The organism is Nonomuraea sp. GTA35 (genome assembly GCF_041950525.1).
Lineage (GTDB): Bacteria > Actinomycetota > Actinomycetes > Streptosporangiales > Streptosporangiaceae > Nonomuraea.
Genome location: NZ_JBGNUV010000028.1, coordinates 50,121 through 61,392, shown reverse-complemented (window position 1 = coordinate 61,392; position 11,272 = coordinate 50,121). Strand labels below are relative to the sequence as shown.

At 67.3% G+C, this 11,272-nt stretch carries 15 protein-coding genes; 6 read left to right on the top strand and 9 right to left on the bottom strand.

From position 1 onward, the window contains the following. Nucleotides 1-122: 122 nt before the first annotated feature. Entirely contained in the window at nucleotides 123-1,082 is a 960-nt protein-coding gene (locus ACBJ32_RS57140) for a VOC family protein (RefSeq protein ID WP_375134004.1), read from the bottom strand. A 90-nt stretch (nucleotides 1,083-1,172) separates the two neighbouring features. Here ACBJ32_RS57140 and ACBJ32_RS57135 point away from each other — a divergent pair, with 90 nt between their 5' ends. After that, complete coding sequence (locus tag ACBJ32_RS57135) at nucleotides 1,173-1,751, top strand: TetR family transcriptional regulator (RefSeq protein ID WP_375134003.1); 579 nt, start codon at nucleotides 1,173-1,175, stop codon at nucleotides 1,749-1,751. A 172-nt stretch (nucleotides 1,752-1,923) separates the two neighbouring features. Beyond that, nucleotides 1,924-2,382, top strand: a complete 459-nt coding sequence (locus ACBJ32_RS57130; RefSeq protein ID WP_375134002.1) for a hypothetical protein — start codon at nucleotides 1,924-1,926, stop codon at nucleotides 2,380-2,382. 493 nt (nucleotides 2,383-2,875) lie between these two features. On the opposite strand, the gene ACBJ32_RS57125 is transcribed toward ACBJ32_RS57130, so the two are convergent. Continuing rightward, a complete protein-coding gene (locus ACBJ32_RS57125; RefSeq protein ID WP_375134001.1) occupies nucleotides 2,876-3,337 on the bottom strand; it encodes a DinB family protein in 462 nt (153 codons plus the stop codon). A gap of 196 nt (nucleotides 3,338-3,533) precedes the next feature. Further along, the gene (locus ACBJ32_RS57120) at nucleotides 3,534-3,824 is read right to left on the bottom strand and encodes a hypothetical protein (RefSeq protein WP_375134000.1); all 291 of its coding nucleotides are present in this window, start codon (nucleotides 3,822-3,824) and stop codon (nucleotides 3,534-3,536) included. Between the two features lie 218 nt (nucleotides 3,825-4,042). Here ACBJ32_RS57120 and ACBJ32_RS57115 point away from each other — a divergent pair, with 218 nt between their 5' ends. Continuing rightward, nucleotides 4,043-4,249, top strand: coding sequence for a cold-shock protein (locus ACBJ32_RS57115; RefSeq protein WP_375134007.1), 207 nt, complete (start codon nucleotides 4,043-4,045; stop codon nucleotides 4,247-4,249). 454 nt (nucleotides 4,250-4,703) lie between these two features. Here the strand turns inward: ACBJ32_RS57115 and ACBJ32_RS57110 are convergent, their stop codons facing one another. After that, nucleotides 4,704-4,964: a hypothetical protein gene (locus tag ACBJ32_RS57110; protein ID WP_375133999.1), complete on the bottom strand. Its 261-nt coding sequence runs from the start codon at nucleotides 4,962-4,964 to the stop codon at nucleotides 4,704-4,706. 430 nt (nucleotides 4,965-5,394) lie between these two features. Continuing rightward, nucleotides 5,395-6,663, bottom strand: a complete 1,269-nt coding sequence (locus tag ACBJ32_RS57105; protein WP_375133998.1) for a serine hydrolase — start codon at nucleotides 6,661-6,663, stop codon at nucleotides 5,395-5,397. 91 nt (nucleotides 6,664-6,754) lie between these two features. Between ACBJ32_RS57105 and ACBJ32_RS57100 the strand changes: the two genes are divergently transcribed. The 3 genes from ACBJ32_RS57100 (at nucleotide 6,755) to ACBJ32_RS57090 (ending at nucleotide 9,099) form a co-directional block, all read left to right on the top strand. Beyond that, the gene (locus ACBJ32_RS57100; RefSeq protein ID WP_375133997.1) at nucleotides 6,755-7,279 is read left to right on the top strand and encodes a PadR family transcriptional regulator; all 525 of its coding nucleotides are present in this window, start codon (nucleotides 6,755-6,757) and stop codon (nucleotides 7,277-7,279) included. Between the two features lie 370 nt (nucleotides 7,280-7,649). After that, entirely contained in the window at nucleotides 7,650-8,582 is a 933-nt protein-coding gene (locus ACBJ32_RS57095) for a tyrosine-type recombinase/integrase (RefSeq protein WP_375133996.1), read from the top strand. Between the two features lie 133 nt (nucleotides 8,583-8,715). Next, the gene (locus tag ACBJ32_RS57090; protein WP_375134006.1) at nucleotides 8,716-9,099 is read left to right on the top strand and encodes an alpha/beta hydrolase; all 384 of its coding nucleotides are present in this window, start codon (nucleotides 8,716-8,718) and stop codon (nucleotides 9,097-9,099) included. Here ACBJ32_RS57090 and ACBJ32_RS57085 read toward each other — a convergent pair. The 4 genes from ACBJ32_RS57085 to ACBJ32_RS57070 form a co-directional block, all read right to left on the bottom strand. Beyond that, entirely contained in the window at nucleotides 9,068-9,775 is a 708-nt protein-coding gene (locus ACBJ32_RS57085) for a recombinase family protein (protein ID WP_375133995.1), read from the bottom strand. The genes ACBJ32_RS57090 and ACBJ32_RS57085 overlap by 32 nt on opposite strands. Beyond that, nucleotides 9,727-9,969: a recombinase family protein gene (locus ACBJ32_RS57080; protein ID WP_375133994.1), complete on the bottom strand. Its 243-nt coding sequence runs from the start codon at nucleotides 9,967-9,969 to the stop codon at nucleotides 9,727-9,729. Before ACBJ32_RS57080 ends, ACBJ32_RS57085 begins: the two co-directional genes overlap by 49 nt. Next, complete coding sequence (locus ACBJ32_RS57075; protein WP_375133993.1) at nucleotides 9,969-10,172, bottom strand: hypothetical protein; 204 nt, start codon at nucleotides 10,170-10,172, stop codon at nucleotides 9,969-9,971. Before ACBJ32_RS57075 ends, ACBJ32_RS57080 begins: the two co-directional genes overlap by 1 nt. Nucleotides 10,173-10,451: 279 nt before the next feature. Continuing rightward, nucleotides 10,452-11,264 (bottom strand): class I SAM-dependent methyltransferase, encoded by an 813-nt coding sequence (locus ACBJ32_RS57070; RefSeq protein WP_375133992.1) that lies wholly within the window; start codon nucleotides 11,262-11,264, stop codon nucleotides 10,452-10,454. Between the last annotated feature and the right edge of the window lie 8 nt (nucleotides 11,265-11,272).

Below are 11,272 nucleotides of genomic sequence, written 5' to 3'. Positions count from 1 at the left end.
CCGCGCCCGACGGCGCGGCTCCACCCGCCCGAACCGTCCGGCCACCCGCGCGAACAGCTCATCAAACCCTGCCAGCCAGGCATGCAGGTCTTCCGCAGTCACCGACTCAGACACAGCAAAGATCATACACTAACGAAGTGTTGTTGTAATACTAGGGCGGCGTTGGCGGGCACGAACATCTCTCCGGTACCGGTGTGGGTGACCGGGATGTCGTTGTCGTGCAAGAGCCGCTCGGTGGCGGCGATGTCGCGTACGGACACCGTGCAGGCGACGAACGCCGGCAGGGCCGCCGGGCGTTCACCTGGCAGCAGGCTGGCGAGCGCCGATGCGGCCACGATGGTGATGTTCGCCTGGTCGAAACGCGTCACCTGGCCGTCCCGTGCCTGGCCGAAGTAGGTGCCGTAGCGGTGCTCGAGCTCGGGCAACGCCGAGTCGGCGACGCACAGCACGCATCCGACCAGCCCGGTGGCGCCGTTGGGATGGTCGGTGTGTTGCTCGTCCTCCAGTGCCTCGACCGGAGTGTTCTCGGCGAATCCGATCCTGCCTTCCGGCACCCGCCCGGCAGGGAGATGGGGATGGGAGATCTCCAGGTAGCGGGCGGGCTCCATCTTGGTCCCGGTGCTGGTCTCGACGGGTCGCTGGATGGCGTGCACGCCGCCGTGGCTGACGTCAGCGGCGGTCAGTCGCGCGGCGACGCTGTCGATGTCTGGCGTATCGGCGATCATGATGTGAAGGCCCTGGAAACGCTGGAGCAAGGACGCGATGTTGGCGGCGGTGGCGTGGATGGCCGCTATCAGCCCCGGCAGCTTGTCGTCGGGCACCTGCAGCGGGATGGGGCGGGCTTCGCCGGGCATGCGGCCGGTGTCGTCGATGACGGCTACCAGTTCGATGAAGTTGCGGGGGAAATACACATGGGTGTTGGCCACGCCGAACGGTTCGGCGTGGCCTCCCGCGACGCGCGGGAGGGCGGGATAGGCGGGTGCCGGCATGGTGAAGCCGAGTTGGCGGTACCGCTCCATCGCCTGGTTCATGTCTTGCACGATGTGCCCGACGTGATGCAGGCCGGTGATGTCGTCGCCCATAACGGGCCACCTCCGTTACACCAGAAAATTTGAGAGCTGACTATCTTGTGAGAGTACACCATCATTTGTGTGGGCGATAAAATTTGGTGCATGAGTGACAGCGGGCTACGCGAACGCAAGAAGGCCAAGACCCGGGAGGCGATCCTGCGCGAAGCGTTCAGGCTCTTCCATGAGCGCGGCTACAACGCCACCACCGTCGAGCAGATCGCCGCGGCCGCCGAGGTCTCCCCCGCGACCTTCTTCCGCTACTTTCCGACGAAGGAGCACCTGGTCACGCTCGATCGCTTTCCGCCTCTCGTCGAGGCCCTGGCCGCTCAGCCGCCGGGCCCACCGGTCGCCGTGCTGCGCGGCGCATTCCGCACGGCGTTCGCCGCCCTGTCCGCTGAAGAGATCGCCGCGGGACACGCACGAGAGGTGTTCGCGGCCACCGTGCCCGAACTGCTGGTGGCCAACCTGCGCAAGAGTCCGGGTGTGATCCGCGAGGTCGGCGAAATCGTGGCGGACAAGGCCGGATGTGCCGCGGACGACCCGCGTATACGCAACGCCATCGGTGCTGCCGTCGGGGTCGTGGCCATGGTCTGGCTCCAATGGGCACAAGATCCCGATATGGACGGGCCCGCCGAGATCGACACGGCGCTGGCACACCTGGAGTCCGGCCTGGGCCTGTAGATCGACCACTCGGGTCCGCCCTACCCCGAGGCAGTTGGCTTGTCTGAGATTTCCCACTCCGCTGGAGGCAGGTCTCGCCCAGGCCCTCGCATATCTACCTCTGCTAGGACGGCGGACGATCACCTCCCTCTGCAGGATCATCCGGAGATCGTTACCTCATATTCGCAATAACGTGCCCGATTCTCGGGCGCTGGGCTGCCGGCACGAGGGTCCGCACGTCCACGTTCGGCGGCGGCTGAACGCCAACGGGGCGTTCGCCAAGGCCCGGCGGCCTCGGGCGATCCCGGTGGACGAGGTCACGATCGAGCTCTATGCGCACTACCAGTTCGAGCGGGCCGAGATCGCCGGAGACGCCGGGGACGCCGGGGACGCCGGGGACGCCGGGGACGCCGGGGACGCCGGGGACGCCGGGGACGCCGGGGACGCCGGGGACGCCGGGGACATGGTGTTCGTGAACCTGTTCCACGCGCCCGTGGGCAAGGCGATGTCGGGCGAGGTGTGGTATCGCGTCACCAGGAACGGGCAGGCCATCGACGTGCCCGGCTACTACCGACTCCACAAGCTTCAGGAGATCGTGAACCTGGCCGACCTGCGAGAGGTAGAGGAAGGCCACGGCGAGGAGACCGCGTAACCCGCCGCCCGCGCTCGGGCCTGCACGGCATCGCCCCATTCCGCCCACACCTGGCATGCTCGCGATCATGACGACACGAAGCGACACCGGCGGCTGGTACCCCCACACCCCCAGCGTTGGCAGCGGCGTCCGCCACTCCACGGGCGGCATGCGGCACATGAACGGCTGGTAAGCCTCACTCGAGCGAAGGGCCCGAATCTCTTGGGCCGGGCCCTTCGCGGTGCCACCCTTTGTGTGCTGCTCGGGTGGTTCGGACGCCAGTAGTCGGCCACGGGGAAGGAAGGACCCCAGAACGCTGCCGATCAGTGGGCCGATCAGCCGTAGTTCTGAACCCCCACTCTGACCGTGTGGGACTTGGGGACGCGAGTGACGGTGGCCCCTCCACTTCTCGCCGGCTCGGAGTCCTGGAGCTATGGCTAACCACCGCTCAGATGATCAGTGGGTACGTCGGTGAGATGCTAGGAACTAGATACCGGTGATGCCGGAACAGCCGCTACGCTCCCGCGGCCCCATCGATGCGCTCCCGGATCAAGTCGGCGTGCCCGGTGTGCTGCGCGTACTCCTCCAGAAGGTGAATGTAGATCCAGCGGAGGCTGACCTTGCCGGTCGGCGCCCGGGGGTCGTCGGCCAGCTCATCGAGGTCGATGTCCGCAACCGCGGCGTCGCAGGCAGCCGTCTCCGCGAGGAAGGTGGCGTAGTCCGCTTCGGCGTCGGCGTCGGCCACCAGGTCGAAGTCGCCGTCTTCGTACTCCTCCGTGATGTGCAGCTCGGGCCAGTTTTCGTGCAGAAACTTCTCCCGGAACCACCAGCGCTCGACTTCCGTCATGTGTCGCAGGAGGCCGAGCAGCGTCAGGTTGGACGGCTCCACGGAGGCGGTCTTCAGTTGCTCAGAGGTGAGGCCGGCGCATTTGCGCAGCAGGAACACCCGGCGGAGCTTCAGCCAGTTGTCCAGCATCTCGCGTTCGCCACAGGCCATGTCCGTCCGAGGTCCCCGCTCCACGTCGGGTGCTGTCCACGTCATGCCACCATCATGACGACCTGAGCAACCGATTTTGCGTACGCACGTCTCTTGCCCGCCACCGGGTGTATCGCTCGAAGATGGGGGCTCGACCAGGGCATCCCTGGCCCGGCCTCAGCGACCAAATCCTTTGTCAGCAGGCTCTTGGTTCAGAGAAGCGCAGCCGCTCGCCATCGAAACCGTAGATCCGCGCATCGCCACACCAGCCCACCGCGGTGTCCCGGCCCACCCGGGCCACGGCCACCACCGCGACGGCATCCGGGTTGTTATCGCCCGGACCGCCGTCGGCGACGACCTCGCCAGCGGTGAGCAGCGCGGCCCGGCAGCCGCGGCGCGGCGCGATCCGGTCGATCACCGTGACAAGCACGGCCGCCATGGCGCAGACCTCGGCCGAGTTGCCGACCTCCCCCGGACGGTTGTTCACCGCGAATACGGCCGGGGTACGCGTACCACGCGTGCACGTGTGCTAGGTTAGGCGTAGTTGCAGTTGTGGTACCCATAAAGAACTTGTGTGCACCTGACGGTATGTAGCCTCAGGTGCATTTTTTGTTTACCGGTCTTCTCCGGGTGTGGGCCTATCTCGGCGACGCGGAATTCGTGCAGTGCGGATTTCGGCTTTGCACCTATCAAGAGGAGATCAACATGGCTGCTGGCACCGTGAAGTGGTTCAACGCGGAAAAGGGCTTCGGCTTCATCGAGCAGGACGGCGGCGGCGCCGACGTCTTCGCGCACTACTCCAACATCGTCTCTCAGGGCGGCTACCGCGAGCTGCGCGATGGCCAGAGGGTGGCCTTCGATGTCACCCAGGGCCAGAAGGGCCCGCAGGCCGAGAACATCGTTGCCGCCTGACGAAATAGCGCCACGGCAGGGCTCGCACCTTCACAGGGTGCGGGCCCTGATTCGTTTCCGGCTGCTGTATCGCCGCCCGCACGAGAATCGGCGGCACGGGATGTCAACCACAGCCACACAGCTCCTAAAGGCCGGTCATCGACAGCACGTGAACGTCATCACGCCTGGCACGAGGCATCAATCCCGGGAGATGCGAGGCCGGCGGCAACAAGCGCGACCAAGTCGCCAAGCTGCACACCAAAACCTGGTCAGTTTCAGGCTTATGGCCGGTGGCCGCTGCCGGTCACGACGTCGGAGCAGGGCCCGCCAACCCCCGATCCGGAGGGCGCGATCGTGCTCCGCCCCCACGTGAGCACTCGCTGCCGCATCGTGGGACCCCGCCTGACCTGTGTGCCGGCAACGGCGTGTCAACGACCCGCTCTGACGGACCGCCCTCCTAATTAGCAGCGAGGCGTCACTGCTGCGCTGGGACGGGTGTAGCGGGTGTTCGGCGTCCCAAGAACAGGTTGAGCTGGCCGATCAGGTGATTCCTGATCGTCTTGGTATGGCGGAGCTCGCTGTGCAGAAAGGCCAGGTAGCGCTCCAGGAGCGTCCGGTCCACCTGGTCGAGCCGTTCGACCGGCGGCGTCGACATGGCCAGGAACCGGCCGAATCGGGTGACCGCTCGAACGCCCAGGACGGCCGTGACCGGCATCAGCCGGAAGACAGCCGCCACCGAGCCCACCGCTTGGCCAAGTCCCGCAGCCACGGCTGGGCGATGTTGACGAAGGAGATGATCGAGACGTTCCGACCGTCAAGGCCCAGGTCGCGCATGCGCCAGAGATCGTGTCCATGCTCGCGGTCCCACTGCGGTCTCGGCTGCTCCTGGAGAGCCCTCGCCCTCGGCCGGCGACGTGTGGGAGAGACAGTGCCATCGGAGGGAGTCGGGAAGGTCGCAGCCGAACTTCCCGATCCGTGAACCAGCCTGCTGTCGGCGTACAGGTAGAAGCACAGAACCGGGTACGGGCAGAAGTACAAGCGTTGCGCGCAGGGCACCTGCGGTGACGCGGCTGGAGGTGCCCGGGCGTTCAGTTTGCGCACGAGCGTTGTCACCGTTGTCCCAGCCTTGCCGGAGGACGGCGTGTCCCCTGCGAGGTGAGCAAAGATCAGGCGGTGGGGTGGGCGATGACGTCGTGGCCCGCCCAGTTCAGTGCGACCTCGCCGGACGCGAGGAAGTCCAACTCGACCTCGCCCTTCATCCTGGCGAAGAAACGGGTTTCGGACATGGGTCGCAGTTCGGTCTTGGTCAGCCCGTGTACCTCCACCATCAGCCGGTGATCCTCGCGCGTGATGTCCATTGTGGAGATGCGCCCCATGTGCCGCATCGTGTAACGGCCGGTGTACCGGTCGAGGGCGGCCGGGTCGAGGGTGACGAAGGCCCGGCGGCTGGGCGGCTCGTACGCCTCGCCGCGGGCGATCGCCGCGAGGGCGGTCTCGAGCTCGGTGAACGCGGCGTTCTCGATGTTGGCCAGCACGGTAACGAAGAGGTCGTCGCGCCGGTGGTGTGCCGAGATGCTGACGAAGCCGATGGTGCCGCCGGAGCTCTCGACGCGGTCGTCGCGTACCGCACAGCCGTAGCCGTAGCCGATCCCGTCGGCCATGACGTGCGGCTTGGTGAGTTCCTCGAGCGAGTCGGGACGTAGCAGGCGGGGCAGGCCGCGGTTCCAGCGGTGCAGGTCTTCGGCTGACGAGTGCAGGGCCCCAGCGGCGTCTTGGTTGGAGTTGTGCAGGTACGGGGTGCGGCTGAGCCGGCCGTCGCCAGCCTTGTAGCCGATGGCGTGTCCTTCGACAGAAGGGTCGTCGGTCAGGCCGGTGTGCTCCATGGCCAGCGGGGCGAAGATGTGCTTGCGGACGTACTCGCCGTAGGTGAGACTGGACGCCCGCTCGATCACCTCCCCGAGCAGGATCCATCCCGAGTTGCTGTAACTCATCCGCGCCCCCGGTTCGAACAGCAGGGGCTGGTCCTTGAAGTCGGCGATGAGCGCCGTTCTGGTGCGTGGCGTTCCCATGATGCGGGTGAAGCCCTCGGCCGTGACGTAGTCGGGGATACCGGAGGTGTTGGTCAGCAGGTGGTGCAGCGTGATCGCGTCGCCGTGCGGGTAACCGGGCAGATGGTGGCTGATCGGGTCGGCGATCCGCAGCCTGCCCTGCTCCTGCAGGAGCAGGATCGCGATCGCGGTGAAGGTCTTGGTCTGGGAGCCGATCCTGAACGCCGTGCGCGTCGTGTTGGGCACGGCACGCTCGTGGTCGGCGCTGCCGTACCCCTTGGCGAAGATCCGCCGGTTCCCGCGGGCGACGAGCACCGCGCCGCTGAATCTGCTGAGCCGCGTGTACGCGCGAACGAGCGCGTCCATCCGCCATGAGAGGAAGAACATGCTTATCCTCCAGATTGAATAATTTAGTTTGACTATCTGAGCATGGGACGACTGATATGGTCAAGCTTGACTATCGTGGAGAGGGGTTTGTGTGTCGTCGACCCGGATGCTCGTCCTGGGGCTACTCGATGAGGGGCCGCGCCACGGATACGAGATCAATCAGCTCGTCACGACCGGGGCGCTGGAGCAGTGGACCGATGTGAAGCCCGGGTCGGTCTATCACGCCCTGGCCAAGCTGGAGGCCGAAGGGCTGGCCGAGACGCATGCGGAGGAGCGGACCGGCGACCGGCTGCGCCGTGTGTACGCGATCACGCCCGAGGGCCGGCGCACACTACGTGACCTGCTGCGCAAGGCGCTGTCCGCACCTCCGCACTCCACCAAGTCTGACTTCGCGCTGGCGCTGCGCTGGCATGCGTTGCTGGATTCGGGCGAGGCGCGGGAGTTGGTGGCGGAGTCCGCCCGGGCGCTGGAGGGTCTGCGCGCGGGGATCACCGTGGGTCGAGAGGCGAAGGCGGGGCTGTCGCCGCTGGCCGACGCGCTGTTCGACAACGCCGAGGCGCATCTGGCCGCTGACACGAAACTCCTTGAGGACATTCAGCGCCTGCTGGATCGGTGACACAAACACCCGTTGATCGGGTCTGAGTGGTGGCCTCATCTATCACAACGGCCGCTTGGCCCGCCTACCTCCGCCTTGCACGTCTACGTGTACGTACCTGTGCATGTCTAGCTGTACGCCGACACCTGCGGCCTCCAGGGCCTTGCGGGCATCCTCTGCGGTGAGGTGGCCATATGTGGTGACAGTTGTGGTCACCGAGGCGTGCCCGAGAATCTTGGAGACGACCTCGACGGGCACCCCATCGCGCAAAGTCTGGTGGCGGTGGTGTGCCGGTACCAGTGCGGGTCGAAGTCGACCCCTGTTGTCGTCCGGCGCGCAGGCTTCATTTCCCGGTTATCTGGCAACTCGGCGGACGGTGGAGGTCGGCACGGTGGATCCGGTCATCACTGAGCAGCTCGGCTGCACACACCCGCTCGCCCGCCATCTCGACGACTTCCTCACCGACCTGGCCAACGCCGGCGCCTCCCCGCATACCCGGCGGGCCTACCGCGGCGACCTGATCGCCTTCGCCGCCCACCACGGCGAGGACCTCGCCGAGCTGACCGCCGCGCCCGTCCGCGCCTATCTGGCCGGGCTCGCCGACTTGTCGCCGGCCAGCCGCAAGCGCAAGCGCGCCGCCATCGCCTCCTTCGCCAAGTGGGCCGTCCGCCACGACCTGCTGGCCGCCAACCCGATGGACCGCATCGACACCGTCAAGGTCCCGAAAGCCCTGCCCCGTCCGGCCGCGGCCGCCGACGTGGCCAAGGTGCTGGCGCTGATCTGCTCGCGGCGGCCGCGTAACGACCTGCCGTTGGACCGGCTGCGGGATCGGGTGCTGTTTGAGACCGCCTACGTGTGCGGCGCCCGCGCCTCGGAGGTGTGCGGGCTGTACGTTGAGGATCTGGACCTGCGCCTGGACGACGAACACGTCCGCATCCACGGCAAGGGCGGCAGCGTCCGCACCGTGCTGCTGGACGACCGCGGCTACGTCACCCTGCTCAAGCTCTACCTGACCCGCGCCGGCTACACCGCCGGGCCGCTGTTTCGCGCCTCCATCAACGGCCGCGGCGGCCCGCTGTCCTACGACGCCGCCCACCACCGCTGGCAGAGCTACTGCGCGCAGGCTGGCGTCGAGATCGACATCCACCAGCTGCGCCACGCCCACGCCACCGAACTCAACGCTGGCGTCTCCATCGAGGCCGTCCGCCGCCGCCTCGGCCACACCTCCACTGAGACGACGCAGCTGTACGCGTTGCTCGACGACAAGGTCGCCGACACCGAGATCCGCGCCGCACGCCGCCGCCGGGACCGGGCAACGAGCTAAGGAAGCTTCGCAACCAAGAACAGCCTCAGCTCCCTGCAATCAAGATCGTTCTCGGCGCCAACGGCTGTCCGCCGGTTTCTCGCCCCGAACTCCCTGGTCAGCGACATGACTATCCCTTTCTCTCGTACTTGGGCTGCCCCCATTCAACAGCGTCGGCACCCGCTGCGCGGGTGATCTCTACCTGCCTGAGACGAGCGACCCGGTCCCCGGGCTGGTGCTCGGGCACAGCGGGGTGATGGTCAAAGAGGCGCTGGCGTTCTTCGCGCCGCACTTCGTGAAGGCCGGCTTCGCGGTGCTGGCCATCGACTACCGCACGGTCGGTTCCAGCGAAGGCGAGCCGCGCGGCCTGGACTACCCGCAGCGGCAGGTGGAGGACTTCCGCAGCGCCGTGTCCTACCTGCAGGCCGACGCCGCCCAGCTCCCGCTGGCCACCGGGTCGATCGCCGCCGTCGCCCTGGTCGACGCGTTGCTGTTCCCCGCTGAGATCACCCGGGTGATGGCCCCGGCGGCGTGCTGATCTGGGCCAACCAACTGAGCGCCGACGGGCCGCTGTTCCTGGACACGCCCACCGTCATCACCGCGCTGGGTGGCGCCTGGAGCGCGGTGCAGTCCGAAGCCGGCTGGGGCAGCTGGGCCATGGTGCGCCGCGCCGGGACACCTTGACCAAGGACAGCGGCCTCTCCAAGCAGCTGAGGCCTGAGGCTACGCAGCCAGGCGCCGGGCCCGGCGCCCTCGGCCAGCGCTCGGCAGACGCTGGCCAACGACGGGTGACGCCCCTTGTTCTTGCCCGTGGAGATGACCAGTTTGGAGGCGATCTCCGGCACCGGGACCCCGCGCTCACGCAGGCTGCGTGCAAAAGCGACCATGTCGTCGTTGAACACCTTCGGCCGGCCGCCGTGGCGGCCGCGCTCGCGGGCTGAAGCCTGGCCCTCGAGAGACTTCTCCCGGATGTATACACGTTCGGACTCGGCCATCCCGGCGAAGAACGCGAACAACGCCGCGCCGTGCCCGGACGGGTCGTACACCCCCTGCAACGGGCCAGTCAGCAGCTCCAGCTGGATATCGGCCCGACGCAGCTCTTCGGCGATAGTGAGCAGCTCGGCCGCGCCGCGGCCCAGGCGCTTCATCTCATGCACCGTGAAGATCACCCGCTGGTGCGGGACGGCGGTCTTGATCGTGCGGGCGTATTCCATGGCCTTAGCGACTCAGGCCGTATCTTCACGCGCGTGCTGATCTTCTCGGAGAAGATCGGCTCGCATCCCGCCGCCTCCAGGGCGTCCAGATGGCTCTGCAGTTCCTGTTGCACGGTGCTGCACCGGGCATAGCCGACCCTGGTCGGCCTGGCCCCGGCACCGGCGACAGCGGCCTCACGTGCCGGGCCCGCCATCAGGCCCGGCCCGGCCCGCGATCGACAGGCGTGCGCACCTCCAGCTCGGCCCGCAGTTGCGGCACCAGCATGAAGCGCGGTGTGTGGTACTTCGGGGCGACCTTCCCACCCTGGGTCCGGCAGGCGCTGCCCGCGCCCCGGCGAACACCGCGGGGCGCGACGAAACCGCCGGGCCGATCGAGCGGCCCAGGCTCCATGGTCATGCATGCGGCGCTGGAAGATCGGACCTCCAGTCACGTGCGGTGGCCAGGCCGGGGCCGGTCAACGTGCCTTACGTGCCAGACAAGATCATATCGCTCTGACCTGCGAGAAGAGATCAATAACCCAAGATAGCGATGGGAACGTACGTCAAGGCCCGTTCGCCCAGGTCACTGATAACGCGCGATCTCAGCGGGCGCTCTCGCGTACGTTTCCGTTTCATCACGGCGGCACGTCCACATGCTGAAGGAACGCCGCTTGTCGCCACCGCCGCCCGCACGCGCTCAGAACCGGTAGCGGAGAATGCGTGCCCCTTGCCGGGACAAGGCCGTGCTGTGGGCGGTGAGACGGGTCAGCGCGCGCAGGGGTTGCGGGAACCGGGCTGTTTCCGGAGCGCGGGTGAGGATCTGCTCCTCGATCAGTTGGAGGCCGGCGTCCCAGGACTCGGGTTCGTGTGGGTCGTCGAAGCCCTGGGCGGCTTTGATGCCGAGTGCCTTGATGGTCGGGTGGTACTTCATGGCCCAGGCGGCGAAGCGGGTGTAGCCGTTGAGTGCGAGTTCGCCCGAAGGGAAATGGCCGGTCAGCGCGTGGGTCATCGTTTGGAAGGAGTCGCCGGGCATGAAGGGGAGCAGCCCTTCGGCGACGATCATCGCCGGCCGGTCACCGGGGATGGCGGAGAGCCAGTCGGAGCCGGTGAGGTCGGCTCCGACCAGGTGGGAGCGGCCGGGCAGGCATTCGGATCGCAGGTCCACCACTTCCGGGAAGTCGATGTCGTACCAGTCGACGCCGGGCGGGGGATCACAGCGGAACATCCTGGTGTCCAGGCCGCAGCCCAGGTCGAGCACCACACATCCGGGATGAGCGGCGACGTAGGCGCGGACGACGCCGTCGAGCTTCTTGGCGCGCAGTGCCGTGGTGAGGACGAGGTTGGGCTTGACCTTCAGCTTGCCGAAGTCGTAATCGATTCTGCGGGCCAGTTCGGCGGAGAGCGTGTCGCCGAGGATGGGGCTGGGCCGCCCGGCGTCCAGGGCTCTGGCGTGGAGAGTGAGCAGCAGCGTTTCCTGGATCAGCCCGAGCTTGGGTTGCCAGTGGTGCATGGGGGTTC